General features: G+C 33.7%; 26 protein-coding genes, 2 other RNA genes and 2 pseudogenes. 13 read left to right on the forward strand and 17 right to left on the reverse strand.

Annotated features, from left to right (window positions below; all coding sequences use genetic code 11):
- Positions 1–27: 27 nt before the first annotated feature.
- Positions 28–1,848 (forward strand): hypothetical protein, encoded by a 1,821-nt coding sequence (locus tag OOL03_RS00065; RefSeq protein WP_264707369.1) that lies wholly within the window; start codon positions 28–30, stop codon positions 1,846–1,848.
- Here OOL03_RS00065 and plsY read toward each other — a convergent pair.
- From plsY to recA, 6 genes are all read right to left on the reverse strand, one after another.
- Positions 1,843–2,415 carry a glycerol-3-phosphate 1-O-acyltransferase PlsY gene (plsY, locus tag OOL03_RS00070; RefSeq protein ID WP_007548744.1) on the reverse strand — a complete coding sequence of 191 codons (573 nt, stop codon included), beginning with the start codon at positions 2,413–2,415 and terminating at the stop codon, positions 1,843–1,845. The two genes, OOL03_RS00065 and plsY, sit on opposite strands and share 6 nt — an antisense overlap.
- 147 nt (positions 2,416–2,562) lie before the next feature.
- Positions 2,563–4,029 (reverse strand): alanine/glycine:cation symporter family protein, encoded by a 1,467-nt coding sequence (locus tag OOL03_RS00075; protein ID WP_319803718.1) that lies wholly within the window; start codon positions 4,027–4,029, stop codon positions 2,563–2,565.
- 1 nt (position 4,030) lies between these two features.
- Positions 4,031–5,374 (reverse strand): alanine/glycine:cation symporter family protein, encoded by a 1,344-nt coding sequence (locus OOL03_RS00080; RefSeq protein ID WP_264707371.1) that lies wholly within the window; start codon positions 5,372–5,374, stop codon positions 4,031–4,033.
- A gap of 22 nt (positions 5,375–5,396) precedes the next feature.
- Complete coding sequence (locus tag OOL03_RS00085) at positions 5,397–6,167, reverse strand: CDP-alcohol phosphatidyltransferase family protein (protein ID WP_015589351.1); 771 nt, start codon at positions 6,165–6,167, stop codon at positions 5,397–5,399.
- Positions 6,164–6,856: a phosphatidylserine decarboxylase gene (locus OOL03_RS00090; protein ID WP_007548750.1), complete on the reverse strand. Its 693-nt coding sequence runs from the start codon at positions 6,854–6,856 to the stop codon at positions 6,164–6,166. Before OOL03_RS00090 ends, OOL03_RS00085 begins: the two co-directional genes overlap by 4 nt.
- 187 nt (positions 6,857–7,043) lie before the next feature.
- Positions 7,044–8,111 carry a recombinase RecA gene (gene recA / locus OOL03_RS00095; RefSeq protein WP_010963008.1) on the reverse strand — a complete coding sequence of 356 codons (1,068 nt, stop codon included), beginning with the start codon at positions 8,109–8,111 and terminating at the stop codon, positions 7,044–7,046.
- A gap of 628 nt (positions 8,112–8,739) precedes the next feature.
- Here recA and OOL03_RS06870 point away from each other — a divergent pair.
- The 3 genes and pseudogenes from OOL03_RS06870 to OOL03_RS00110 form a co-directional block, all read left to right on the forward strand.
- Positions 8,740–8,859, forward strand: a pseudogene (locus OOL03_RS06870) (DnaJ domain-containing protein); the annotation flags it as partial.
- 109 nt (positions 8,860–8,968) lie between these two features.
- Positions 8,969–9,631: a hypothetical protein gene (locus OOL03_RS00105; protein ID WP_264707373.1), complete on the forward strand. Its 663-nt coding sequence runs from the start codon at positions 8,969–8,971 to the stop codon at positions 9,629–9,631.
- A 33-nt stretch (positions 9,632–9,664) separates the two neighbouring features.
- A protein-coding gene (locus tag OOL03_RS00110; protein ID WP_264707034.1) for an IS630 family transposase occupies positions 9,665–10,524 on the forward strand; the annotation gives its coding sequence in 2 pieces (ribosomal slippage) (positions 9,665–9,989 and positions 9,989–10,524; 861 coding nt in all).
- Between the two features lie 42 nt (positions 10,525–10,566).
- Here OOL03_RS00110 and OOL03_RS00115 read toward each other — a convergent pair.
- Positions 10,567–11,856, reverse strand: a complete 1,290-nt coding sequence (locus OOL03_RS00115) for a bifunctional folylpolyglutamate synthase/dihydrofolate synthase (protein ID WP_264707374.1) — start codon at positions 11,854–11,856, stop codon at positions 10,567–10,569.
- Entirely contained in the window at positions 11,853–12,443 is a 591-nt protein-coding gene (locus OOL03_RS00120) for an MlaC/ttg2D family ABC transporter substrate-binding protein (protein WP_182321265.1), read from the reverse strand. The genes OOL03_RS00115 and OOL03_RS00120 overlap by 4 nt, the downstream gene beginning before the upstream one ends.
- Before the next feature lie 116 nt (positions 12,444–12,559).
- Here OOL03_RS00120 and ssrS point away from each other — a divergent pair.
- The 3 genes from ssrS (at position 12,560) to OOL03_RS00135 (ending at position 13,960) form a co-directional block, all read left to right on the forward strand.
- A non-coding RNA gene (gene ssrS / locus OOL03_RS00125) (6S RNA) lies at positions 12,560–12,720 on the forward strand.
- 19 nt (positions 12,721–12,739) lie between these two features.
- Positions 12,740–13,201 carry a type II toxin-antitoxin system RatA family toxin gene (locus OOL03_RS00130; RefSeq protein WP_010963012.1) on the forward strand — a complete coding sequence of 154 codons (462 nt, stop codon included), beginning with the start codon at positions 12,740–12,742 and terminating at the stop codon, positions 13,199–13,201.
- Positions 13,202–13,255: 54 nt separating this feature from the next.
- Entirely contained in the window at positions 13,256–13,960 is a 705-nt protein-coding gene (locus tag OOL03_RS00135) for a DsbA family protein (RefSeq protein WP_264707375.1), read from the forward strand.
- Positions 13,961–13,989: 29 nt separating this feature from the next.
- Here OOL03_RS00135 and OOL03_RS00140 read toward each other — a convergent pair whose 3' ends face one another.
- A complete protein-coding gene (locus OOL03_RS00140) occupies positions 13,990–14,268 on the reverse strand; it encodes a DUF2671 domain-containing protein (protein WP_006279425.1) in 279 nt (92 codons plus the stop codon).
- Between the two features lie 250 nt (positions 14,269–14,518).
- Here OOL03_RS00140 and OOL03_RS00145 point away from each other — a divergent pair, with 250 nt between their 5' ends.
- Complete coding sequence (locus OOL03_RS00145; RefSeq protein ID WP_010081993.1) at positions 14,519–15,166, forward strand: O-methyltransferase; 648 nt, start codon at positions 14,519–14,521, stop codon at positions 15,164–15,166.
- Position 15,167: 1 nt separating this feature from the next.
- Here OOL03_RS00145 and OOL03_RS00150 read toward each other — a convergent pair whose 3' ends face one another.
- Entirely contained in the window at positions 15,168–15,821 is a 654-nt protein-coding gene (locus OOL03_RS00150; protein ID WP_264707376.1) for a glutathione S-transferase family protein, read from the reverse strand.
- Between the two features lie 91 nt (positions 15,822–15,912).
- Positions 15,913–16,030 (reverse strand): annotated as a pseudogene (locus OOL03_RS06875) (WPE palindromic element domain-containing protein); the annotation flags it as partial.
- Between the two features lie 247 nt (positions 16,031–16,277).
- On the opposite strand from OOL03_RS06875, the gene ffs reads away from it, so the two are divergent.
- The 3 genes from ffs (at position 16,278) to OOL03_RS00170 (ending at position 18,213) form a co-directional block, all read left to right on the forward strand.
- An RNA gene (ffs, locus tag OOL03_RS00160) (signal recognition particle sRNA small type) lies at positions 16,278–16,377 on the forward strand.
- 15 nt (positions 16,378–16,392) lie between these two features.
- Positions 16,393–17,877, forward strand: coding sequence for a DNA polymerase III subunit gamma/tau (dnaX, locus tag OOL03_RS00165; RefSeq protein WP_253303579.1), 1,485 nt, complete (start codon positions 16,393–16,395; stop codon positions 17,875–17,877).
- 3 nt (positions 17,878–17,880) lie between these two features.
- Entirely contained in the window at positions 17,881–18,213 is a 333-nt protein-coding gene (locus tag OOL03_RS00170) for a YbaB/EbfC family nucleoid-associated protein (protein ID WP_010963017.1), read from the forward strand.
- A gap of 240 nt (positions 18,214–18,453) precedes the next feature.
- On the opposite strand, the gene OOL03_RS00175 is transcribed toward OOL03_RS00170, so the two are convergent.
- The 5 genes from OOL03_RS00175 to OOL03_RS00195 all read right to left on the reverse strand — a co-directional run bounded on the left by OOL03_RS00175 (position 18,454) and on the right by OOL03_RS00195 (position 22,888).
- Positions 18,454–19,410: an IS5 family transposase gene (locus tag OOL03_RS00175; RefSeq protein ID WP_253303449.1), complete on the reverse strand. Its 957-nt coding sequence runs from the start codon at positions 19,408–19,410 to the stop codon at positions 18,454–18,456.
- A gap of 235 nt (positions 19,411–19,645) precedes the next feature.
- Entirely contained in the window at positions 19,646–20,602 is a 957-nt protein-coding gene (locus OOL03_RS00180; protein WP_253303014.1) for an IS5 family transposase, read from the reverse strand.
- Positions 20,587–20,763, reverse strand: a complete 177-nt coding sequence (locus OOL03_RS00185; protein WP_264707378.1) for a hypothetical protein — start codon at positions 20,761–20,763, stop codon at positions 20,587–20,589. The genes OOL03_RS00180 and OOL03_RS00185 overlap by 16 nt, the downstream gene beginning before the upstream one ends.
- Positions 20,764–21,145: 382 nt before the next feature.
- Complete coding sequence (locus OOL03_RS00190) at positions 21,146–22,114, reverse strand: IS110 family RNA-guided transposase (RefSeq protein WP_236514440.1); 969 nt, start codon at positions 22,112–22,114, stop codon at positions 21,146–21,148.
- A 321-nt stretch (positions 22,115–22,435) separates the two neighbouring features.
- Positions 22,436–22,888, reverse strand: a complete 453-nt coding sequence (locus tag OOL03_RS00195; protein ID WP_012673310.1) for a hypothetical protein — start codon at positions 22,886–22,888, stop codon at positions 22,436–22,438.
- A 140-nt stretch (positions 22,889–23,028) separates the two neighbouring features.
- On the opposite strand from OOL03_RS00195, the gene OOL03_RS00200 reads away from it, so the two are divergent.
- Positions 23,029–24,063: an aspartate-semialdehyde dehydrogenase gene (locus OOL03_RS00200; RefSeq protein WP_012673309.1), complete on the forward strand. Its 1,035-nt coding sequence runs from the start codon at positions 23,029–23,031 to the stop codon at positions 24,061–24,063.
- Positions 24,064–24,876: 813 nt separating this feature from the next.
- Here OOL03_RS00200 and OOL03_RS00205 read toward each other — a convergent pair.
- A complete protein-coding gene (locus OOL03_RS00205) occupies positions 24,877–25,371 on the reverse strand; it encodes a Smr/MutS family protein (RefSeq protein ID WP_264707379.1) in 495 nt (164 codons plus the stop codon).
- 92 nt (positions 25,372–25,463) lie between these two features.
- Between OOL03_RS00205 and rlmB the strand changes: the two genes are divergently transcribed.
- Positions 25,464–26,228 carry a 23S rRNA (guanosine(2251)-2'-O)-methyltransferase RlmB gene (rlmB, locus tag OOL03_RS00210; protein ID WP_253303421.1) on the forward strand — a complete coding sequence of 255 codons (765 nt, stop codon included), beginning with the start codon at positions 25,464–25,466 and terminating at the stop codon, positions 26,226–26,228.
- Positions 26,229–26,266: the final 38 nt, after the last annotated feature.

Here is a 26,266-nt window from a genome sequence, read left to right on the forward strand (position 1 = left end):
AGAGTGTAATGATGTCAAAGGTAGGCTATGATAGGCATTTCTCAAATACAATTTCCTTCAAAGGAATCTAGCAAGCTAAAGTTTGTTAGTTATTTTGCAACTTTTGTTTCTTTAAGCATTATCACTAATCCCGTTAATGTTCTTTTTTCTCTTGGTACTATATTCTTCAGGTCTGAAATTAAAACTCTTTATATCTACAAAGAAATAAAAACGGCAAAACAGCAAAAAATGAGCAAAAGGGAATATTGGGAAATATTTTTTAAGAACAATACAATCAAGGTAGCAGCCTTCCTCTTGTTTTCTGCTTTCATAACATATCTAACTTTCACTACCACTTTCTTGCTTATTTCGTTACTGGGAACTATACCACTTACAATGCTATTAATTTTATTGCAGAGTGAACTAAGGCCAAAAGATTTTAACCCATTTACGCTGCTTAAAGCTTCTATAAATTTCTTTTTGGAAGGTATAAAAGAGAATTTACGTGGTATGGTTAATAGTTTTGATGTTAAGCTTGAACATTTACTGCCCCATCAATTAAATGATGATATCATTAAAAATATTGATAAATTAAAAGATAAGTATGGTGAAAAAGTATCCGAAGACGTTATTAATGATAGAGAATTTAAGCAATTTATTGAATATATAAATGATTTAAATGAACTTAATTATCGTCAATTTAGTGATGAGGATAAAGGAAGGGTAATTACATTTTTAAATGACTTTTGCAAAGATGATCAAAAGTATAGCTCCCGCTTTACAGGTGGACGGATTTTACTTTTAGTTCTGAAAGCCTGCAATGATGGAGACAGAGAAGCTGTAAAAAATAAAAAAGACGCGTTAATTACAAATTTGCTTGATAGCCAAACTTTCTCTAGAAAAGAGCGAATTCCTAACACTTGCTTCACCGGTATTATCTATAGAATGTTAAGCACGCTAGAGGGTATTCATCCTGATCCAGAAATTAGATTTACTCCTCCTAGGCAAATATTACTTCCGGGAGCACAAAATGAAGCACGTAAGTTCATGTTAGACAGGTTAAAAAACAAGAAAAACAATAAAGAAATTTTTAAGGCTTGGTATGACGTTCAAAATGGTTATGAAGATGATGAAAGTCAAAAAATAGTTGATGATTTTATTTCAGAAGTAAGTATTCCTTTAATGAGAAAATTATTGAGTATTACTTCTCAATATAGTGAACAAATTGTGCTGACGTTAATGAAAAATATTAGCTCTATAAAGTTAAATAAATTACAATGTTGTGAGCTGGTTCAGCACATGAGAAATAAACTGCAGGAGCATGGTTTAGGTGACCAAGAAAGTTTACTCGAAAACATCGGAAAAAAAGTATTCTTAGAGCTATTAAATCGAGATCTACTCGAGACAGATTTTTCTCTCAAGGATTCATCTTTGGATGGAGCTAAAAGAATAGCTAACAAAATAATAATAGGAGAAGTTGAGAAATTTAGGTCAGAAGCTGCTGAAAAGGCTAGGGAAGTTAACTCTATAGAAGTTCAAGTGGATGTTACATTGCGGGGTCTGTCAACCTTGCCGCGAGAAAAGAAGTGTTGCATTGCATATAGCAGACTAAGTGGCCAGTATGAAGGTGATGAGAGAGAGATAATGGAGAACATCTTACTAAAAAAATTAGAGATAACGAAAAAAGAAATGAATAAGATGCTAGAAGAGAATGATATACGTAAACTAAAATTAGCACTTGATGATGCATGTAAGAAAAGTGGAAAAAACATGGAAGAAATGATAAAAGAAGTAGAAGAAGTAGTCTCAAGTCGTTTCTCGCATGAAGTATCTGTTAGTAATATAGCAACAGAGTCAGCACACTTATAAAAATTTATTTTCCTTACCTTGCAGAAGATTCACAATATTTCTGTGGTGTTTTAGGAAGACCAGTGCTCCTATAATTAGTAATGTTAAGAACAAATTCCTCTGAAAAAAAAAGGACCATGCTACAGCCGTTGAAGTAGCACTGAGTGAAGCAAGGGAAGAGTATCTAAAGGCAAGAAAGACTATTATCCAAATTATTACGAATACTAAAGTAATATCAATGTTAAATGCTATCAGTATCCCTAGAGTGGTTGCAACGCCCTTTCCTCCACTGAATTTTAGCCAAATAGGAAACATGTGTCCTAAAACTGCTAAAATTGCAGATACATATATATAAAAATCGTTATTATCACAAAATTGTTGTGCTATATAAACGGCAATAAATCCCTTAAAGGAATCCAGAAATAATGCCAAAGCAGCAAGAAATTTATTTCCCGTCCTTGCAACGTTTGTAGCACCAATGTTTCCTGAACCTACTTCTCTTAAGTTTATCCCTTTTATTCTTGTAATAATTAAGCTAAACGGTATTGAACCGAGTATGTAGGATAGTGTAAGGACTATAACTAACACAGGTAAAATTTACTGATTAATAATCGCAAAATTTCGTCATCCCGCTGCTTGTTAGCGGGATCTATGCTGAGATACCGCGAATTATTCGCGGTATGACGTAGGGAAATCTTACTTATTATAGCTATACCTCTCCGCATATGCCAAAATTTAATTGATTTTATTATTCCTCAGCCTTTTTAGGTAGCACTGAACTTCCTCGTTAATCTGATTACTAAACAGTATAAGCGCTGTCATGTTGATAAGAGCTAAACAAGAGAATAAAGTTCCGCCAATATTAGCAATAGCCATTATGTCTTTAGAAAGGCCAGAGAAAAACGCCACAATTATTACCGCTATGCGATATATCACTATACTTTTTGCACCAAACAAATATAACCACCCCATTTCACAACAATATACAAATGAAATTACCGAAGAAAATGCAAACAAAGGTGCAGCTATGGTTAAAAGTATAGGAAACCATGGAGAAACTGTCTCAAATGCCTTTTGAGTAATTAATATCCCTTCACCAACACTAGTCTGGTATGCACCTGTTATTACTATTGTTATTCCTGTTAAACAGCAAATTAACATTGTGTCAAAGCATGGTTCTATCATAGCAACAAGCCCAGTTCTTACTGGTTCTTCATCTTTAGTTGTTGCATGAGTAATTGAAGCAGAACCAACACCCGCTTCGCTGGCAAAGATTGCCCTTTGAATTCCAGCAACAAATGCTCCTACCATCCCTCCACCAACAGAATTGAAATCTATCATAGTGGAAAATAATATTTTTAACGTATAACCAAGGTTATGAATATTAAATGCAATAATAATAATACAACTAAAGATATATATAAGTGACATAATAGGCACTAGTGCAGAAGATACTCTAGCTATCCTTTTAATTCCGCCAATAATCACTAGAGCAAGCAGCGCAGAGATTATGGAAGAAAGAAACCAAGAGTGACCATCTACCCAACTTGAATAGCCAGATAATATTGAAACCATTTGATTGGTTTGAAACGCTACACTTCCACCAAGACCTGATAATACAAAGAATACTGCATACATGGCAGCCAGCACAATACCAAGTTTTTTAAATCCAAATTCCTCCAGACCATTCCTTATATACTGAAAGGGACCACTAAACAATTGGTCCTGATCTTCTGTTCTATGTCTAAACGCCAACGTTACCTCAGCAAATTTTGCTGACATACCAAAAAAACCTGTAATCATCATCCAAGGCACCGCTCCTGGCCCTCCCATTGAAACTGCAATTGCGACTCCAGCAACAGTTCCAAGACCTACTGTGCTTGAAAGTGCAGTCATAAATGCCTGAAAATGCGTAATATGACCATCATGGTGATTCGTGTCATATTTTCCACATAAAATAGCAAATGCATGCTTAAACATTCTTATGTTGAGAAATCCAAACCGTAATGTTAGAAACACATAACCAAAAACTAGTAGAAGGATTATAAATGGCACGTAAAGGATCTTGAAAAACAGTACTTCATTCATGAAATTATTTATTCCGTTCAACACAGCGTCATAACTTTCGTAAAAACCTGAAGCAGCGTACACATCATTAAACAATAGGCAAAATAACACCATACAAAGCAATCTATAAATCATGTTAATACCCTTTAGAATTGTAATAAGAATCTATTGTATTCAAAACTTCCCTTCTTAGTAGATATATTGCAACAGCATTTGGAATCATAAGGCACATAAACAAACTGTCACCTAGATAAGATATAAATTCTATATTCTTTGACATACAGCTGATATACACTGAAACCACTATAAGAATTTGGAACGGTATCAGTATTTTTTTACTACCAAATAAATACAGCAAAGCAACTTCACAGTAGTAACAATAAGCTATTATTGTGGAAAATGCAAAGGAAAACATCATTAGCGGAAAAACTAACTTGCTGAACAAGGGCAAAGCTGTTGAAAATATCGAACTAATTAGTGTAATATCACCCACGTTATCAGTGCTATGCATACCAGTGATAATTATCACAATACCAGTCAAAAATGAGATTAATATTGTGTCTATAAGTGGTGCAATCATTGCAACGCACCCAACTTTAATTGGATCTTCTTCTTTTACAGCTGAATGTGCTATAGCTGCTGTTCCGGTACCTGCTTCGTTAGCAAACGCTGATCTTCTCACTCCGGCTATTAATCCGCTCAATACTCCGCTTCCTATAGCTGATTTATTGAAGATATCTTGGAATATTATGGATAGAGCATTCAGCAAATTACTTCCGTTTACATAAATTAAATATATACACATACCCACATATAGCACTATCATAATTGGTGCTAAGCTCGTTGAAACGAAAGCAATGCGCTTTATTCCTCCCAATATTACAATAAAGACAAGCAGGGATATAATAATGGATGCGTTGTATTCTAGGAGGTTATTTGATAGTGCTGCTATTTGATTTGCTTGAAATGGTATACCGCCCAAAATCATTGCAATAAGTAGCATAATCGCATAAGTGAAGGCAAGAAATCTACCAGTTTTTGCAAATCCAATTTTTGCAAGCCCGTACTTCATGTAATAAAAAGCCCCGCCAGTTGTATTTTCAGAGCGATAAGTAAATGCAAGCACCACCTCGGCAAACTTTATCGACATACCAAGTATTCCGGTAATTACCATCCAAAAAACTGCACTTGGGCCCCCTATTGTGATAGCTATTGCAACTCCTGATATTGTTCCAAGACCAACTGTTCCTGAAATTACTGTTGCAAACGCTTGAATATGAGTGATTATGCCATTGTTGCTGTTATTACACTTTAGATTGAATAGCGTCTGTATTCCATATTTAAGTAACCTAAAGTTAATGAATTTGAACTGGGCAGTACAAAAGATTCCAGTTGCAATTACCCAAATAATTATAAATGGAATGTTGAATATCTTTATATACAGAAATGAATTTAATAGTTCACTTATCTTCAAAATCATGCAGTTTTCTATTTTTTGTTAGCTAACGAGTTTTATATGTAAAATATATGTAAAACCCGATGCTTATTGGAATAGTAAGTGTATACACTATACCTAAAATTGGTAGAGTCATCCAGGGCTTACTGATGAAAAATACAATAAGTACTCCAAAAAATGACACAAATATATAGGATAGGCTTTTGGGAATATAAATATATTTTGCAGAGAAAGTTGGAATGTGACTTATCGAAAAAAATGAAATGGCCAGAAAGTAACAAGCTACGTTTCTTGTGTTAAAAAATCGCTCTATGAGAAGTAAGTATTCACTCTCATGAGATTGAAAGGTAATAATTATTGGTAACAAAGAAAGTAAAGCACACACTGGAGCTGGAACACCAGAAAAGAAAAATTTTTCCCAGTATGGTTGTTCTGAGTGTAGCGAAACATTAAATCTTGCAAGTCTTATTGATATGCAGATTACGTATATCATTACTAAAATCCAACCTATGACTTTGATTTCGTTTAGCTTCCAAAAATACAAAAGAAATGCAGGCGCTGCACCAAAATTTAGAAAATCTGCAAAAGAATCAAGCTGGGCTCCAAAATCGCTAGTTGATTTTAGAATTCTAGCTATTCTGCCATCCATTCCATCTATTATTGCTGCAATGATGATAAAAATTACTGAGAATTCCCATTGTTCATTAAATGTAAATTTAAGTGAAGTGAGACCAGAACATAAACCCAATAAAGTTATAAAGTTTGGGAATAATTTAGTAATAGGTAAGAATCTACTGTTACTTCCATCGTTATTCATATAACGTCAAAAGTAAGCTTCTCTTGAACGTTTTCCTTATTTAAGTTTGCTATAATTGTTTCACCACCAATAACAGTTTGCCCTTCTGAAACTCTGACTTCTGTATCAGCAGGAACATAGATATTCACTCTACTGCCAAACCTTATAATTCCAAACCTTTCACCTGCTTTTACGTTCTGGGATATTCCTAAATTACAAACGATACGACGTGCAATTAATCCAGCTATTTGCTCCACAATAATTTCTTTCCCCTTTTCGTATTCAATTACAATAACCTGCTTTTCATTTTCATTACTAGACCTATTGCTCATTGCGGATACAAACTTGCCTTTTTTATAACTCATTTCCTTTATCGTACCAGATATTGGTATACGGTTCACATGGACGTTCAAAACACTTAAAAATATGCTAACAAGCGTAAACTTCTTCTCCTCTCCGTTTTCTGCTGATAAAGGATAATTAACTTCTTCAATTTTTGAAATCACACCATCAGCAGGACTTAATATAAGATTCTTATTGTTTGGCACAGCTCTTGCTGGATCACGAAAGAAATAAGTACACAATAATGTCGGAAACAAGCACGTAACGCCAAACCCCCAAGATATAGAGAATGCTATACACGTTACTATAAAGGAAACTACTATAAATGAATAACCTTCCCTGTTTATATTAGGTAAACCAAAACACATAATCTTATTAACAATAACCTATTGTTAACAATTTATCATTTATAATTTCTCATGAAAAGCTTTTTTTAACTGCTTCAGCAAAGTCTTTTTGATACAAGGTAACATTACAGATTGTTATATTAGCACATAGAATTACCGTCATACTGTAACAACCCGTCCAACACAAAATCTAATGCCTAAGTTTAGATCAGAAAACTGATTCTTCTAAAAGTTGCTCACTATCCTCGTCTATTATGATAGAATTATCATGATTTCTGAGTAAATCTCTGATTTTCGTTTCTATTTCATTTGCGACTTCTTTGTTTGTTTTTAGGTAAGTTTTTACATTCTCTCTTCCTTGCCCAAGACGTGTGTTGTTATATGAATAGTAAGCGCCTGCTTTTTCAAGCACACCAAGCTTTGCTCCCATATCTATTATTTCTCCGAGTTTTGATATACCTTCATTGTACATTATATCAAATTTCGCTTCTCTAAATGGAGGAGCAACTTTATTTTTTACAACTTTAACTCTTGTTTCATTACCTGTAATATTTTCTTTGTCTTTTATTACACCAACTTTTCTTATATCAAGCCTTACAGAAGTATAGAATTTTAATGCATTTCCACCCGTGGTAGTTTCAGGATTTCCGTACACTACTCCTATTTTCATACGAATTTGATTAATAAATATCAATATACAGTTCGCTTTTGAAACGGCAGAGGTTAGTTTCCGTAGCCCATGACTTAGAAGCCTTGCTTGCAGCCCCATATGTTGATCACCCATATCACCTTCAATTTCAGCTCTTGGAGTTAATGCTGCGACAGAGTCAATAACTATCACATCAACCGCACCAGAACACACTAAATACTCAACAATATGCAACGCCTGCTCTCCAGTGTCTGGTTGTGAAATCACTAAATCATCAGTGCTTACCCCAAGTTTACGAGCATATAAGACATCCAATGCATGTTCTGCATCGATAAATGCGCATGATCCTCCTTTTTTTTGTGCTTCAGCAATCACGTGCAAGGCAAGAGTGGTTTTACCAGAACTCTCGGGGCCAAATATTTCAATTATACGCCCTTTTGGCAGACCTCCAACACCTAGAGCCGAATCAAGCGCAATTGATCCTGTGGATATTGTGTCTATTTTTTCTACAGGGTTTTGCTTCAACTTCATTATTGCACCTTTACCGAATGCTTTTTCAATCTGGCTTATTGCGTTATCTAGCGCTTTTTGTTTATCACTATTTCTTTCTTCTGGGTTACTTGCCATAGATCATTTATTAATTTATATAATTCTCTATGATAATCAAACGCGAATAACCTGCCAAGGTTTTTCTAGTATTTATGTATTATTTCAATGAAAAATATTAACGTTTTCATAAAGCAGATATTTGTTTGCCTTCGTTAGTAACACACTATACTTTAGTGTACGAACGTTGCAATTTGCAGCATAGCAGGTGGTGTCATCCAAGTAGCCAACACTGGAATGACTAAATTCGAAATGGCTACATGAATTTATTGTAAATTACTACCGTATAAGGTGCGATGCAACAAAGCCATTCCAGTGTCAGCTACTTGAATGACACCTCTTAGATGGGTCAGCTACTCAGATCTGCCATGAAAACTGCAACCCTAAATGTTGGAGCACTGTCGTACACTAAGCGCTGTAATGACAATTTTAGTCGCTTCATACACTTATCATGCTAGTCATAACAGAAATAATTTTTACCAAAGATATTTATGAAATAATTGACATAGTTTGGAAATATGTATATTATAGAACATTAATAGTTAGTTAGTTAATTTGTAGGTGTAATGTGGCTAGAAATGTTTTGAATGAAAATGAGTACCACGCTTTAAAGCAGTTGTTTTTAACATTTAATATTCAAAAGGAGGATGTGGTAAATTCTGACATTAAGAATATTAAGAAAAAGCTTAGTCAACAATACCGTAAATTATCGTTAAAATATCACTCAGATAAAAACCCAAACAATAAAGAAGCGGAGGAGAAATTTAAGATTATTGCATTAAATAAGCCATTTTTTGAAGAATTTATAATAGAGCCATTGGAGAAAGGTCTCAATAAAAGAATTACGCGGTAAGTTGTGGAGTCGCAGTTATGAAGAATTGCAAAAATACTTAGATGATAAGTGCAGAAATAAACTCTATAATAAGCAGCAGTCAATTAACAATAATGTAACTGCTTATGTAAAATATTCTTCTTATTCAAATCTCTTAGGAGTTCTTTTAGTATCCTTCACATCAATTGCATTTTTAATAATTAATGGTATTTCTTCTAATGTACCAATAGCAGTAGGTTTTCTTGCTCCCTTGTTAGCAGGATCTATTTTGAGTCTAGCTGTTAAGAGCATTTATACTAGAAATGGGAAAGAGTTTAATCATCAGACTAATATTTTATTATTGTTTAACTTTGACCAAGAATGCGAAAATTTTTCAAAGAGTGATAGGACTAAATTAAAGTGGCTAAAAAATTCAGTTATTTTGAGCAACACAATCTGTACATCTTTAATGTTTTTCGGTGTGGGATTAGATTTAGTTGCCAACGGCTTTGGTATAACTAACTCTATGATGTTATCCGGCTTATTACTTTCATTACCATTCACGCTTTTAATTGTTACTTCACCTATTTTAAATGCTGCAAGTAATTATATTCTCAAAAAGACAGCTATAAATTCAATTGAGGAGCAATTTAAAGGTGATGATCAGTTTATAGAAGTCGATAACGAAAAGCCAAGCAGTATAGCTCTTTCGATAAAAGTCCGGATGTGATAGGATAAGGATAGATGATGATAAGGAGGTTGAATGCCAGCAGCATATAGTTATGATTTAAGAAAAAAAGCAATGGAAGCGCTAGACGAAGGAGAAAGCAGAGAAACAGTGGCAGCAAGATTTAAGATTGGACGAACTACTTTATGGGAGTGGCAGCAAAGAAGAAAAGAAACAGGAGACTTTCAATCAAAAAAACTTGGAAATGGGGGTTACAATCACAAAATTACCGACTGGGATACCTTTGCCAAATTTGCCAGAGAACACGGAGGAAAGACTCTATCGGAAATGGCTAAACTTTGGAACAACGTTAGTATCCAAACGATCTATCGAGCCCTTAAAAAAATTGGATTTACGCGCAAAAAAAGACATATGGATACAAGGAAAGAAACGAAGAAAAACGTGCTGAATTTTTGAAAATTATAGCGACAAAAGAACCTAAAAACTTAGTGTATATAGATGAGTCTGGCATTGATAACACCGAAGACTACCCCTACGGATATTGCCAGAAAGGACAGCGGTTTTATGCCTTAAAATCTGGAAAGAAAACTCAACGAATCAGTATGGTTGCAGCCTTAAGTGGAAGAAAGATAGTTGTTCCGTTAACCTTTGAAGGCCACTGTAATATGGATGTTTTTAATGGATGGTTTGAGCAATTTTTGACACCGATCTTGGAACCTGGACAGACTGTCATTCTTGACAATGCTACTTTTCATAAGTCTGATAAGATTATCGAGCTTGCTAAAGGGGTTGGTGCAGAAATTTTGTATCTGCCGCCTTATTCTCCAGATTTCAACAAAATTGAGCATCATTGGTTTGCTATAAAAAACAGAGCCAGGAAAAACATTCCTCTATTCGAATCCTTTCTTCGTGCTGTTGATTCTGCCTTCCTATGACCTGTTTGGACTATTATGAGAAATGCTATAATATCATCAAAGTTAGCTATTCTCCATAGCGAAGTCTCTAGCTAGGAACAATGAGCCACAGATTAGTATGGTTTTGACGTTTTGGGTAGGGGCTTTTAATATGTGATTTGATATTGCATCGCCAATTGATTCACATTCAACTGCCTTTATTTCTATGTTATTGGCTTTTTCCCTAATCAAATTTGTATTTGTTGCTTTAGGTTCAGACTTAACACAAACCGCACATAGTAGTTTGATATATGGTTTTAAGTGTTCTAAGAACTCTTCTACATTTCTGTTACGAGTAACACCAAAAATTATATAGACACCTTCAGCAAAGTTATCTCTTACCCACTGAGATAGTACTCTAGCACCATCATTATTGTGTGCACCATCTAAAAATAATTGCCAATCTTTCGGTAGTAGGGAAATTAAATTACCTTCTTTTATAGACTCTAGCCGTGCAGGCCAATAAGTGCACTGTAAACCTGAAGTGATATCCTCTTCTCCAATATCAAATTCATACTTTCCACTTAAAATACTACATGCTGCAATAGCATTGCCTGCATTAATCACCTGATGATCACCCTTTAAAGATGGCAAAGGAAATTCTATTGATTGAATAGCTGATTGAAAAACCATTTTGTTGTTCTTTTTTTTGCAATTCCATTCAAGGCCTCCTCTATACAGAGGAGATTTCTTATTTATTGCATGGAATTCTAGTGTATTCATTATAGACTTTTTTTGTGGTGCTATTACACAAGGAATATTAGGTTTCATTATTCCAGCTTTTTCACCTGCTATGGTTTCTACAGTAGGGCCAAGATATTCTGTATGATCAAGTGCAATGGAAGTAATGATTGTTAAAATCGGATTATCTATAACATTTGTTGCATCAAGCCTTCCACCCATACCCACTTCAACTAAAGTTATATCGGCTTTATGACGAGAAAAAGCTAAAAAAGCTGCAATAGTTGCAGCTTCAAACAGAGTGATAGGTTGTTCTGCAATTACGGCACGGCATTCTTCTAACAAGCTATATAATTCATTATCGTCGATATAACTGCCTGCAATAACTATTCTTTCATTAAAATTCACCAAATGTGGAGAAGTGTATGCGTGTACCTTATACCCTGCTGCTTGCATTATATATCTTATAAATGCTAGTGTTGAGCCTTTCCCATTAGTTCCAGCTATATGAATTGCGGGAGGCATTTTTTTCTCGGGGTTATCTAGTTTGCTAAGAAAGCCTTTTATGCGATCAAGAGAAAAATCATTCGGCCTGCTACCAAATGGCTTAGGCCAATGAGGCATATATATCATAGATTGTTGTTACATTTTAATTCATCTATCACACTTGCTATGCCATGTGTGTCGATTTTTTCACTAAATTGATAACGTTGATTAATAGCAATACTTATTCCACTCATTACAACATCACTTATCAAGAAAGAACTGTTATTTTTAGTAACTTTAAAATCAATATTTGTAAATTCTTCATCACCGTAAGAAAATCTTGTACCAATTAAGCAAGTTTCATCGTCAACTGCTTTTGTACTCATTATGATCATTTCACTATCATGCATGTATTTATATAAAATTTTAACGCACAAACGCGTAAGATACACTTCATACTCTCTTAAAAAATCTTCTTTTTCTTTTTGTTTAACTAAAGCCCAATGTTTCCCTATAACGAATTGCGATATTCCTTTGAGGTTAACATTGTTTTGAATGACCTCCTGAAGCTTTTTTTGCACACATTCCCGGTTTTTTTTATTCTCCTTTGTAGATATACCATCCACTTGTTGCTTCATAGTATGCACAAAAATTTTGTGATCTGTACAATTAGTGTAAGCACTTGAAGAAATTACAATAAAAACAATGATAGTTAAAACTTTAGTAATGTTCATAAGATATATTTATTAGCTATGATACTTAGAATGCAAAGTTTAATAAAGATTAAATAATAATCGCTAGCTTTAATATATCTATAGACACACCTTGTATAAATCATCTACAATTAATTAAGGTTCTGTTCTATGCGTTATGAGTTAAGTTAAATTTCCCGAGCGATAATTTCTAGTCAAGGGAATTGCCTCTGTTAATTTCGTTGAAATTGATACGCGATGCCCACCTTAACTTTAGTCTCAGGAATCTACTAAGGCTGACGGTAGATACGGATCCTATTTTGATTGGTTTAACATTTATGCTTCATCAATACAAAGAACAGGGTGTTTTCCTATGTTTGCCTAATGAAGTATTCCAAATTGTAATTGATGTTGAAAGGTATCCTGATTTTGTTCCTTGGTGCAAAGCCGTTTATATAAAAGAAAAAATTAACAACCAAATGGTTGTGGATCTCCTCGCAGCTTTTCATGGAATTAAAGGTAGATATACATCAGAAGTTACTTCTCTTTCTCCAAGTGGAACAAATGAAGGTTGGATAAAAGCTGTATCATCAAATGGAATATTTAAACATCTATACAATGAATGGCAATTCATTCCCATAGATGAAAATAAAACTATGGTAAAGTTTTATATAGAGTTTAAGTTTAAGTCCAACTCATTTTCCACTTTATTAAACTCAGTATATAAGTATACACAAAGTAAAATAATTGCTGCATTTAAAGATAGGGCTGAAAGCCTTGCTAAACAAAAGTTATCTTGACATTATTAATATAAATGTATAATTTTTTTTAGTAAGTTAAGTGTTTATATTGTAATGATTTTTAGACTATTGTTTTTATTAATTTTCATAAGTGTTAATTCTTATGCAGTTGTTAAGCAAGATTTATCCGATAACCAATACATTCAAAAAAAACCCAATGAAATAACATCAAATGAGCTATTATCGCCATTACCTGATGATAAATTATTAGGAGATCCAAAAGCACCAATTCTAATGATAGAATATGCTTCATTAACTTGTTATCACTGCTCTCTTTTTCATAGGAATGTTTTTCCTAAAATTAAAGAGAAATATATAGACACAGGTAAGATGTTATATATATTTCGTCATTTTCCTTTGGATTACAGAGGGCTAAAGGCTGCAATCCTAAGTCATTGCTACGAAAAACAAGAAGACTACTTTAATTTTAACAAAGCTGTTTTTAACTCAATAGATTCGTGGAATTACTACAATTTAAGTGATTTGACTTTACTACAAAGAATTGCTGCACTAAGCAACTTAAAGCAAGATGCATTTAACCAATGCATTAATGATAAGAAAATAATGGATAAAATCGTAAATGATAAATCACTGGCAATTAATAAACTTGGTATCACAGCCACTCCAATATTTTTCATCAAGCTTAACGATGATAAATCATATATAGAGCATAATAAAGTTAAACATGGAGGGTATAAAGAGCTGAAATATTTCACTAATGTGATAGATAAATTATATGGAAAAGCTATAGTGAAGTAATACCACTGTAGCTTACCATATAAAAGACTCTATGCTGAGTCATTGTTTTTCACTACTGTTTGTTGTTTTTTACGCTCAAACTCTCTTTTTTTACTGTGCCAAGTGTAGTAATACATAGCGATTTTATTCTCTATTAATACTATTGTCCCATCATAAAACTGAACCATATCCATAACTTTTCTCTGAGCTTCATCAAAACGTTCTTTATACTTTTCACGATAAGCTGGATTATGTAGTAACATAACCCCTTCATTCTTGTTAGATTTTTTGTTTAACGTTTCAACTTCACCAGCAATAGTATAAGACATATAACCCCCTCTAATTGATTATAAAAATTATATTTTAAAAAGAGAAATGCGCATAAACAATCCCTTTAATTCTAGCATAATAATCGACTGTTTATTATACTAGTTAACTATAGTACGATATATAATAATTTTTGTCACTTAAAATTTTATACTATGAAATAATAACTTAAAATAAATGTTTTTATTATTTTAAACTATATTATTATATTTATAAATTGTGTATGAATTAAGTCTCCCTAATTTATAATATATGCGTAATAATTTTAGTATAAAATTGTCATACATAAGAAATCTATTTGCAAAAGAATATAAAAAAATAGAAGAATATTGTATTCTTGAAAAAAAGCAACATATTCAAATTGGCCCTGAAGAAGGAAAGCTATTAAGTTTATTTATAAAAATCCAAAAAATCAAAAGTATTGTTGAGATTGGCACGTTATACGGTTACTCGTCGATTTGCATGGCAAAAGCTCTACTAAAAGACGGTCATATATATACAATAGAAAATAATCCTCAACACTCAAGAATAGCAAAAAAAAATTTTAGTGCTTTTAATCTAAGTGATAAAATTACTCTAATAGAAGGCGATGCACTGGAAAAAATTAATGAATTATCAGCAAAAGCACCATTTGACATGATATTTATTGATGCTGACAAAAGTAGTTATCCTAAGTATTTAGATTGGGCAGAGTCATACATTAAACAAGATGGGCTAATCGTTGCAGATAACACTCTACTGTTTAACACAGTATTTTTAGAATCGCCTCCAAAAGAAGTATCAGAAAAATCATGGCATGCCATGAGGGAGTTTAATAATAGATTATCAGATGAAAAAAAATATTTCTCTATATTGATTCCAACTGATGAAGGAATGACTGTAGCTTTAAAGCTAACATAAGTTAAAAATCAAGGTCAGCATAATGTTTAGGAGGGATTAAACCAGAAATCCTCTCTAATAATATCTCACGAAAACAAGGCTTTGATTTAACAATGGAGTACCATTCTTTTAAAATTTTACTTTTTTCCCATGCAAAACTACTTACATAATCCATTACGGAAATATGCGATGCTAAAGTAATATCAGCTAAAGTGAACTTATCAGTTGCAAGCCAAACGTTCTTGTTAATTAAGTGTTCGATGTATTCCATATGGCAAGGCAGGTTATGCTGAGCTGCATGAAGAAATCTAGAGTCAGGGCTGCGGTTAGTAATTACTTTTTCATTCATAATATACTTAGTAACTTCATTGTAAAATTTGTTATCGAACCAATTGATTAGAGCGCGTATTTTAGACTTAATAATAGTGGATGAACCAAGTAATTTGACGTCGCTATTGTAAGTCTCTTCTATATATTCACAAATGGCATTACTATCCGCTATTACAAAGTTATTATCTATTAACACTGGTACTTGCCCGGTTGGATTGATCTCCATAAATTCATTCCGCTTTTCCCACGGATTTTCATACACTAGATCACAGCCTAATTTTTTTTCTTTTAGAAAAGCTCTAACTTTTCGTGAAAATGGACAAAGAGGAAAATGATATAAAATCATAATGTTCCTCTTTTGTTATACCAATATCCTTTTTTTGTTACTCTATGGCGTGACCTACAACTGTACGAACTTTCTTTGTAGTCCACAGAAGTTTGCGTAGCAGGTAGTGTCATGCAAGTAGCTGACACTGGAATCCAGTTCTTGTTATACAATTGCCTAGTGCGCTCATTTACAGTTAAGTTTTCTGGATCCAAGTAGTCAAGCACTGGGATGACATCCTTTTCGGTAAAAATTGCTCTTATATCACAACATTCATACAGCTGTATGCCTAGGCACTGGGATGACATAAATAAGCGCTGAAATGACATAAATAAACATTGGAGTGACAATCTTGTAGTGACTTGCATGACAACTAACTTTTTGTTTACTTCAAAATAGCACTGCAAAAAATCTGACATATCAAATTATAAAACTAACATAGGATATACCTTGCTAAATAAAAAAAAAAGTATAATATTTTATAAGGTATGCAGGCAAAAACTCTGTAATTTGGTCAGATCAGAAATGAAGCAGCCATATCAGAACCTTTTTGGGTTGCATACCTATTTCATTATTTGTTTTATCCGAGGCTATGAATATAGCATTAAAACATCGTCCTAGTAGCTTCAAAGATCTAGTAGGTCAAGATATATTAGTGCGTGTATTAGAAAATGCTTTTATTTTAAACAAAATCCCACAATCTATACTGCTCTCTGGTAGTAGTGGAGTTGGTAAAACCACCACTGCAAGGATAATAGCTTTATGTTTGAATTGTTCCCTGGGGCCAATTTTTGAACCTTGCGGATCATGTGAAAATTGTCTAGCAATAAAAAATTCAAGCCATCCAGATGTAATTGAAATCGATGCAGCAAGTCACACTAGCATTGACGATATTAAAGTAATCCTGGGAGATATTTGCTATTCACCTATAAGCTCTAAATTCAAAGTCTACATTATAGATGAAGTACACATGCTATCTAGCAGTGCATTTAACGCATTACTTAAAACCCTAGAAGAGCCACCATCTAGTGTAAAGTTCATTTTAGCAACTACGGAAATAAAAAAGATACCAATAACTATTATTGCACGTTGTCAAAGATTTGATTTACACAACATTCCTGTAGCTAAAATAGTGGAACGTTTAAATGATGTTGCACAAAAAGAGAGTTATTCCATTGAAAAGGGAGCATTAGAATTAATTGCACGACACTCTGGAAATTCAATGCGTAACGCCTTGTTTTTGATGAATCAAGCAGTGCTATATAGCAAAGATGGTGCAATATCCACTAAAAATGTGACAGACATACTTGGCCTAGTGGATAAAGATATTATATTCGATCTATTAGGGGCAATATTAGAAGGTGATTTACAGAAAGCTCTATCAGTGTTTGACAAGGCGGTAAAAACAGCAAACCCACTTAGTATTTTTGAAGGTCTATTGCAAACAATTCAGTTAGTATGCCGTTTTTTGATTACAAAAGAGATTGATAATGCAGTTACAGAGCATGAAAAGAATAGGATAAAAGATTTAAGTATAAAGAGATCTTTAATATTTTTTTCGAGATTGTGGAAGATGTTGCTTAAAGGTATTCAAGATATAAAAACTTCAACATGCAACGATGTTGCTGCTGAAATGATGTTAATTAGCCTCTGTTATCTTTCTGATCTGCCTTCTCCGGAACAGGTGGTCAAAAAAATTCTTTCGCAGAATGCACAGCCGGAAAATACGCGTAATGTAAGAAATGAACAGCAACAAAATTATGATTTTGACAAAGTTTTGCAACTATTAAGGCGGAGTAACCAAATTTATCTTTACAAACAACTGTATAATAATCTACAATTAATAGATTGTAAACCTGGATATTTAAAATTAAAAGCTGTATCTAAGTTGGATAGTAATTTTTGCAATGATTTAAAAAATTACTTAAACCAGGTGACTCAGCAAGAGTGGGTTATTGCAGTTGATACAGGTTATATAAACAGGGAAGTGAGTAATTTAAATTATGCACCTGCAGTTAAGGATATCCTTGACACGTTTAAAGGTGCAAAAGTAGTTAATATAGAAAATAAGGAGTAAGTTGTGGATTTTAGTCAAATAATGAAACAAGCGCAAGAGATGCAAAAAAAGCTTGCAGAAGCTCAAGAAAAATATGTTGGAAAAGAGTTTCAAGGTATTTCTGGTGGTGGCAAAGTTTCTGTATTAGTGGAAGTCATAAAAATAGGTAGCTATAAAGCTAAAAAGGTGAACATAGACTTAGAACTTATGAGAAATGAGGAAAAAGATATAGTAGAGGATTTAGTAACAGCAGCGTTTAATGATGCCGTTAAAAAAGCAGAAGAAGATATGGCGAATGCAACTTCTGATCTTGCAGGTATGATGGGTTTACCATCTGGGTTTAAACTTCCTTTTTGAATTTACTACTGAAGTTTCTTTTAGTGTAAGTATTTTTTTTCTAATATTCCCAACGCTAGTACTTCTTCATATAATGTACCTATACTAGCATAGCCCTACGTCATACCGTGATTCATTCCACAACTGTACAAACATTGCAATATGGCACGATATCACATAGTAAACGATGTCATTCCAGTGCTTGACACTGGAATGGCTTTGTTGCATCGCTCTTCGGATAGTAGGTAACGTACAATAAATTCATGAAGCTATCTCAAACTTAGCCATGCCTATTTCAGTAAATTTGTTAAGCAAATAACACTTGAGTAGCAGTTCCTTCTCACGATTAATCTCAGATTTGCTCCTAAAACTAAACCCAAATATTCGCTTCAACCTTGAGAAAAATCCTTCAATATACGATCTTTTTCCGTAATTTACTTCTTCTTTCCATCTTTTTATACCATTCTCACCATGTAATTTCATTAACTGAATAGCGGCATTTCTATCAAGCATATAATCCAATTTTGGATGCTCTGCTGCGTTGTTTTTCGGAGGAATTTTCGTTTTTATACCATATTGATTACACAGCTTATAGAGCTTTTCTCTGTCATATGCCCTATCTGCATATAGTACTTTTATGACATACTGAAAATCGACTTCTTTTAGCAAATCACAAGCTCCATAGTGATCAGAGTAGACACCGTTACTGTATTTTACAGCTATGGCTTTTTTGCTGTTTGTATTCAACATTACATGCAATTTTCTTGTCTGTTCATAGCTGCGATACTTTCTATCTTCGCTATTTTCTTTGCTATGACCAGGAGTGTTGTTGTATATACTAATTCCTGTACTGTCTATAGTAATTTCGATATCTTCCATATTATTTTTATCAATTCTGCAATCATTGATCTTAATATTGAGTTTCTTAAACCTTCTTGATGATTGTGAATAGCTGATAACTTGCAAATTTTTCCCAATTTGCTCAAGGTATCCTGCTATAAACCCAACTGTTTGCCTCAGGCCTATTCTAAATAAACAAGTTATTATGTGCACCAAAATTACAACTTTATCGCTATAAATATTGTTGCCACCTGGTATTTTTGGACCATTCTCGTACCACTTTTCTATGGCTTCGTTGATATAATGAAAAATATTTCCTCTTTTTTCTAGAAATTTGTTATATTCGCTATGGTTACTGACCCTCATTTTTTGTGGCATATTTTTTCTTTCAAGGTTAAATGGCTATTTTATAATGAATTTTGTCAGTAGCCACCAGATTTTTTCAGTTGCTATGCAACAAAGCCCACTGGAATCCAGCCTTGCCGTAATCTCATCAAGAACGTTGTGCTTTAACATAAAACGGCTACTTTTATGCTTACCAACTTAATAAAATTCCTGGATCCCAGTGGGCTTTGTTGCATCACACTTTATGAGATGGTGATTTATGGTAAATTCATGTAACTATCTCAAATTTAGCCATACCAATATCAGTGAATTTATTAAGCAAATAGCATTTGATTAGCAGTTCTTTTTCTCGATTTATCTCAGATTTATTCCTAAAACTAAATCCGAATATTTGCTTTAATCTTGAGAAAAACCCTTCAATATAAGATCTTTTCCCATAATTTACTTCTTTTTTCCATTCTTTCATGCCATCTTCACCGTATAATTTTATTAACCTAATAGCAGCATTCCTGTCAGACATATAATCTATTTCTGGATGTTCTGCCGCATTGTTTATTGGTGGAATTTTTGTCTTTATATCATATTTGTTACACAACTTATAAAACTTGTGCCTATCACATGCTCTATCTGCATATAGTGCTTTTATGGCATGCTGAAAATCAACTTCTTTTAGCAAATCACAAGCTCCATAGTGATCAGAGTAGACACCGTTACTGTATTTTACAGCTATGGCTTTTTTGTTGTTTATATTCAACATTACGTGCAATTTTCTCGTTTGCTCATAGCCACGATATTTTCTGTCAGTGCTATTTTCCTTGCTGTGACCAGGAGTGTTGTTGTATATACTAATTCCTGTACTGTCTATAGCAATTTCGATATCTTCCATATTATTTTTATCAATTCTGCAATCATTTATCTTAATATTAAGTTTCTTAAACCTTCTTGATGCTTGTGAATAGCTGATAACTGCCAAATCTCTTCCTATTTGTTGCAAATACCCTTTTATAAACCCGACTGTTTGTCTTAAACCAATTCTAAAGAAACTGACGATTATATGCACCAAAATCACAACTTTATCACTATAAATATAGTTGCCGCCCTGCATTTTTGGACAATTCTCGTACCAATTTTCTATGGCGTCATTGATATAACAAAAAATGCTTCCTCTTTCTTGGAGAAATTTGTTATATTCATGGCAGTTACTGACTCTCATTTTTTGTGGCATATTTTTTCTTCAACAGTTAAATGGCTATTTATAATGAATTTTGTCAGTAACTGCCAGTTCTTTTCACTTGAGCGATGCAACAAAGCCCACTGGAATCCAGTTTTCCATATAATCTCATCGAAAATGTTGTAACCACTTTCTATGCTAGTTTGCTTGCTCACAAGCAAACTTTCCTGGATCCCAGATGGCTTTGTTGCATCGCTACTTATGAAAGGCTAACTATAGTTAGGATTATAAGTAACCTATTGAAAATCTTGTTTTTTTGCAATCAATCTGATCAAATTTAAGAATAGTAATTTATTATTTATATTAATAAATTTAATTCTATTGAAAATAGCTAAAGCATTGAAATTCTTGAATTTTAGCCGGATTAGTGAGTGGTAGTGAAATTTCTTTTACTCAAATTTAGGTATTCACTGACCGTTCTTGTTATAAATACCAGAATAATAAGCTACTGATATTCTCCATCTTTTTTATCTTTAATCCATCATAGCTAGCGATGCAACAAAGCCATCCCAGATACTGTCTCTGCTGTCAAACAAATTATCCAACAAAATTACAATTAAATGGTTGATTATTTTTAAGAATACCAAAAAAGACATGCATTAATTTTCGCATTAACGCAAGAACTATGACTTTTGGACATTTGCCTTTACTTGCTAGACGCTGACAAAACTTTTGAAAATGATTATTATGGTTTTTGACTACTATAGCTGGCATATAAAGAGCTTTTCGAATACGCTCAGATCCTATTTTGCATATGCAACTTCTCTTACTTACTGACGATCCCGATTGATAATGTCCTGGATTTAGACCAGCAAAAGCTGTAAATTGTTTAGCATTGTCAAAGTTATCAACTGATGGCATTTCTGCGACAACAGCAACAGCAGTAAGATATCCTATACCTTTTATAGTCTTAAGGTTTTCCACCATATTTTTTAGATGTGGATAGTTATTTATATGCTCATTAATTTCTTTTTCGAGAACAATAATTTGCTCCTCTATTGCCAAAATTACTTTAGATATAGCTTCTTTGCAACTGGAATGCATATTTTTGTTTTCCAAGCGATTTGTCTGTTGCACCTTATCATCTTTTAGCGATTGCATGCAACGGTAAAGCTCCCTCAAATGCCTCATTTCAGGTGCAATGGGCTTCCAAAGAGCAGGTTTGTTGGCGATACAAAATCTAGCTATCATAGCTGCATCTGATTTATCTGTCTTATTTCTGAGCAGCTCACTTTTGCCAAAAGCTTTGATTTGGGCTGGGTTTACTATACTGACATTATGTCCTAAATCGTGCATAAAAGTAGCCAAATCTTCTCCATACCAACTAGTTGCTTCAAGACATAAATGAGTAAGATTTGCTCCATGGCCATTGCACCAAACTACAAGTTTTGCAAAACCATCTTGATTATTTTGAAAGACTTTGTGTCGTTTTTTACTGTCCACTAACAAACAAACATCAAATTTCTTTTTTGAAATATCCACACCCAAAATAGCATTTACTTGCATAAAATTGCCTCCAAGACTATAAATAAACTGAGAGTTTAGACTAACCTTGTAATACGGGATATAATTCCAAAAGATACTGTTCAGTCTTTAACTCTATGGGAGGGAAGCAAAATCTGGCTTAATGGCATTAGTGTCGCATCAGCTTCACCCTCCCTGTGAGGTATTTTAGCTCTAATGCCTCACATCATAAAGATACAAGTGTCACGCACTGGGATGACAAGAAAGGGAGCACTGGAATTTTTGTTTCAATATTTGTACATGAGCCATGCATCTGAACAGATACAATGTTATAACTAGAGATAATTTTTAAATGATTGATATTTATGAACTACGACTTTTCTTGTTGTCCACTTGTTCAACATTACCCTTCTCAAGTTTACTATCTACTTCTTTTGTGTGTTCATCATCTATACTAGTTTCATCTTTTATCTTACTAGGGTAATCTTCCTGCGATTTTTTATATGCTTCCATGTTGTCATATATAGGGTTACTGATGATTTCTATTTTTTCAGGTGTGAAAATCCTTGCTAAAAATCTCCTTATTATTGGTATTGACCTTAAGAAATCTCTTAGCTTTGAAGATTCTTGTCTTTTGTTTAGAGACTGTTGGTCTATTTTAGAGGTTTTTACACCATACTTTTTATCATCAAAATTTATTGTAGGCTTTCTTTTATTCGAAAGAACACTTTGGGCCTTTGATCCATTGGTTCCTTCAGGCCCTTGAGGTGTAGAAATTGCAGGTTTAACCTTAGTTTCATCGTATTCCTTACTCATCTTTCATTTCATTATGTAATATTACTAATATTGCATAATAATAGCTAAATTACAATTAATTGCAAGGTAAAAATATTAAAACAATTGTAAATTTTGTCAGTAAAAATATAATAGAACTTTGAAATTAGAGGTTCATCTATATGGGATACAAAATTGCTGTTATTGGAGCAACCGGAAGAGTAGGGCGTGAGGTATTAAGCACGCTTGCTGAATTTCAAGATGAGGCGATAGATTGCGTTATTGCACTTGCATCGAAAAAATCAGAAGGGAAGAAGGTGAGCTTTGGTGACAAAGAGTTAACAGTTTTATGCCTTGAGGATTATGACTTCGTTGGAACTAATGTAGCCATTTTCTGTGCTGGATCTCATGTTTCTGAAGAGTATGTACCAATTGCAACACAGGCTGGATGCATCGTGATAGATAACAGTTCCCATTTTAGAATGAAAGAGGGTGTGCCACTCATTATTCCAGAGATTAATAAAGAAAAAATTATGGAATATAAAAACCACAACATAATATCCAATCCAAACTGTACTACAATACAGATGCTGCTAGTACTACATCTATTACACCAAAAAGCAAAAATAAAGAGAATCGTTGCTTCAACTTATCAATCAACTTCTGGTGCAGGCAAAGCAGCAATGGATGAGCTCTATGACCAGACAAAAAAAATCTTTATGAACGAAGCTAAAAAACCCAAGATATTCTCTAAGCAAATAGCATTCAATTGCATTCCCCATGTAGGAGAATTCATGGAAAATGGTTCTACAGAAGAGGAATGGAAAATGCAAGAGGAGACAAAAAAAATTTTAGAGGAAGATATAAAAGTTACTGCAACTTGTGTAAGGGTACCCGTCTTTATCGGTCACGCTATGGCAGTAAATGTGGAATTTGATCAACATATCACTGAAGAACAAGCTCGTGAAGTGCTAAGTGAAGCCGAAGATAGTGGAGTTTTAGTGTACAACAGGCGTGAAGATAGTGAATACATAACTCAAATTGATGTTGTACAGGAGAATGCTGTATATGTATCGCGTATTAGAAGAGACAATACTGTTGAGCACGGATTAAATATGTGGATAGTGGCTGACAACCTGCGCAAAGGCGCAGCATTAAATATAGTGCAGATTCTTGAGATTTTGATAAGAGAGCATTTGTCAATCAAGTGCATATAGAGCGCACGTACGTTGTAATTCGAAGGAAATTTGTATACCACATGGCAGCGCGTGACGCTGGAATGCCTTTGTTGCATCGCTACTTATGAAAGGCTAACTATAATTAGGATTATAAGCAACTTATTGAAAATCTTGTTTTTTTGCAATCAATCTGATCAAATTTAAGAATAGTAATTTGTTATTTATATTAATAAATTTAATTCTATTGAAAATAGCTAAAGCATTGAAATTCTTGAATTTTAGCCGGATTAGTGAGTGGTAGTGAAATTTCTTTTACTCAAATTTAGGTATTCACTGACCGTTCTTGTTATAAATACCAGAATAATAAGCTACTGATATTCTCCACCTTTTTTATCTTTAATCCATCATAGCTAGCGATGCAACAAAGCCGGCTGGATTCCAGTGTCAAGCACTGGAATGACACCATTTGCTGTGCAGTTTACCTTCAAAAATGAATGTTCGTACAGCTATGGAATAAATCGCGGTATGACGGTTCGCAGCGGTATAGTAACTCGTCACCCCGCTACTTGTTAGCGGCTGAGATACCGCGGCGGTATGACGTAGAAGCTATACTTTTATACTCACCAACTCAGTATCCAATCTGGATCCAAGTAGTCAAGCTATTCGGATGACACCCTCATAAAGTGAAATGAGATCCCGCTAACACGTAGCGGGATGACGGGAAAAGAGGTACTGGGAGACATCCTTCCTGGTAGACCCAAATCACAATGTTCGCACAGTTGTGCGTCACGCGCTGCCGAACACTGTATGGTTATACAAGAAAAATTAAGGCTTAAAAGGAAACTTAAGCAGCTAATAGGGCCTAAGCCTTCTTAATAAAACATAAAAAGCCCCTTTACCACCATGTTTTTTCGTAGCTTGTTGGTAGTATAGAACCATATGCTGGATTTTAGTGTCATTTAACCATTTATTTAAGTTACTCTTTATAGTGTCTGTTTTATTTGTTGCACTGCCGTATCCCGTAATTACCAATAAACATCTATTTCCTGCTCGATAATTTTTGATAATAAAATCTATCAATTTACAGTAAGCATCCTCTATACTATAGCCGTGCAAATCGAGCTTATCGCTTATAAAATATTTACCCCTATCAACTTTTGATTTTGTGTTTTTGTCAAGACAAAATGATGAGTTACCATTATTGGTATTAAGAAAATTCCTTTGTAAGTCGGAGGTACCTTTATCAACCATAGACTTTATATTTACTTTATGATCAACTTTCAAAGTAACTTTTCCACATTCTATTGGCTTAACATTTTTTTGCCAATCCAACTCATCGTCCGACATAAACGCATTAATCGAATTGTATAATTTTACAACAATATCCAAACATAGTAAAATGTTGCTTATTCTATAAAAACCCGATTTTCGATAATACGATGAAATCGTCAAAAACTAATGAGAATTTTTGGCTGTATGGAAAGCACACCTGCATGTCAGCACTGAAGAATAAAAATAGGCAGTGTATAGAACTGTTAGTAACAGAAAATTTCTATAGAGAACATGAAAAAGAAATTAGGCAATGTGTAAATAGTAAGGACATTAAAGTTCGATTAGTAGAAAACAAAATACTTAATGACGTTTTATCTAAAGGTGCTAACCATCAAGGAATTGCTTTAAATGTTGCCCCTATTCTTTATAACTTAAGCATCGAAGAAGTAGCTGAAAGCTCAAACGACAGCTCTACTATAGTCATTTTAGATCAAGTCACTGACACGCACAATATTGGGTCGATTTTAAGAACTTCAGCTTGTTTTAATGTCAACGCATTGGTTTTACCACATAACCATTCACCGAGTGAAAATGCATCTATTGCAAAAGCAGCAAGTGGGGCTTTAGATATTGTTCCGCTAATATACGTTACAAATATAGTAAAAACTATGCAGTATTTAAAAAAGGTCGGCTACTGGTGTTACGGGTTTGATTGCAATGCTAAAGAAAATATAGATGAAATAAAGAGTCTTGAGAAAAAAAGAGTAATTATTTTTGGTTCTGAAGAGAAAGGAATGCGGAGGTTAGTTAAAGAAAATTGTGATTATCTTTTAAAGATCCCAATATCAAACGTAATTGACAGCTTAAATGTTTCAAATGCAGCAGCAATAGGCCTATATTCTATTTATATTAAAACAAATGCCAGCGCATAGCTGTTTATAATAAAAACACTTGATAAAAATGTGGTTTT

It is taken from the genome of Wolbachia endosymbiont (group A) of Acrocera orbiculus, from assembly GCF_947250015.1.
GTDB lineage: Bacteria > Pseudomonadota > Alphaproteobacteria > Rickettsiales > Anaplasmataceae > Wolbachia > Wolbachia pipientis.

Bases quoted from the DNA above. Each gene is read 5' to 3' on its own strand.
- OOL03_RS00065 (WP_264707369.1), top strand. From the start codon at position 28: ATGATAGGCATTTCTCAAATACAATTTCCTTCAAAGGAATCTAGCAAG.
- OOL03_RS00075 (WP_319803718.1), bottom strand. From the start codon at position 4,029: ATGATTTATAGATTGCTTTGTATGGTGTTATTTTGCCTATTGTTTAAT.
- OOL03_RS00080 (WP_264707371.1), bottom strand. From the start codon at position 5,374: ATGATTTTGAAGATAAGTGAACTATTAAATTCATTTCTGTATATAAAG.
- OOL03_RS00085 (WP_015589351.1), bottom strand. From the start codon at position 6,167: ATGAATAACGATGGAAGTAACAGTAGATTCTTACCTATTACTAAATTA.
- OOL03_RS00090 (WP_007548750.1), bottom strand. From the start codon at position 6,856: ATGTGTTTTGGTTTACCTAATATAAACAGGGAAGGTTATTCATTTATA.
- recA (WP_010963008.1), bottom strand. From the start codon at position 8,111: ATGGCAAGTAACCCAGAAGAAAGAAATAGTGATAAACAAAAAGCGCTA.
- OOL03_RS00115 (WP_264707374.1), bottom strand. From the start codon at position 11,856: ATGATATATATGCCTCATTGGCCTAAGCCATTTGGTAGCAGGCCGAAT.
- OOL03_RS00120 (WP_182321265.1), bottom strand. From the start codon at position 12,443: ATGAACATTACTAAAGTTTTAACTATCATTGTTTTTATTGTAATTTCT.
- OOL03_RS00130 (WP_010963012.1), top strand. From the start codon at position 12,740: ATGCTTCATCAATACAAAGAACAGGGTGTTTTCCTATGTTTGCCTAAT.
- OOL03_RS00135 (WP_264707375.1), top strand. From the start codon at position 13,256: ATGATTTTTAGACTATTGTTTTTATTAATTTTCATAAGTGTTAATTCT.
- OOL03_RS00140 (WP_006279425.1), bottom strand. From the start codon at position 14,268: ATGTCTTATACTATTGCTGGTGAAGTTGAAACGTTAAACAAAAAATCT.
- OOL03_RS00145 (WP_010081993.1), top strand. From the start codon at position 14,519: ATGCGTAATAATTTTAGTATAAAATTGTCATACATAAGAAATCTATTT.
- OOL03_RS00150 (WP_264707376.1), bottom strand. From the start codon at position 15,821: ATGATTTTATATCATTTTCCTCTTTGTCCATTTTCACGAAAAGTTAGA.
- dnaX (WP_253303579.1), top strand. From the start codon at position 16,393: ATGAATATAGCATTAAAACATCGTCCTAGTAGCTTCAAAGATCTAGTA.
- OOL03_RS00175 (WP_253303449.1), bottom strand. From the start codon at position 19,410: ATGCCACAAAAAATGAGGGTCAGTAACCATAGCGAATATAACAAATTT.
- OOL03_RS00180 (WP_253303014.1), bottom strand. From the start codon at position 20,602: ATGCCACAAAAAATGAGAGTCAGTAACTGCCATGAATATAACAAATTT.
- OOL03_RS00190 (WP_236514440.1), bottom strand. From the start codon at position 22,114: ATGCAAGTAAATGCTATTTTGGGTGTGGATATTTCAAAAAAGAAATTT.
- OOL03_RS00195 (WP_012673310.1), bottom strand. From the start codon at position 22,888: ATGAGTAAGGAATACGATGAAACTAAGGTTAAACCTGCAATTTCTACA.
- OOL03_RS00200 (WP_012673309.1), top strand. From the start codon at position 23,029: ATGGGATACAAAATTGCTGTTATTGGAGCAACCGGAAGAGTAGGGCGT.
- OOL03_RS00205 (WP_264707379.1), bottom strand. From the start codon at position 25,371: ATGTCGGACGATGAGTTGGATTGGCAAAAAAATGTTAAGCCAATAGAA.
- rlmB (WP_253303421.1), top strand. From the start codon at position 25,464: ATGAAATCGTCAAAAACTAATGAGAATTTTTGGCTGTATGGAAAGCAC.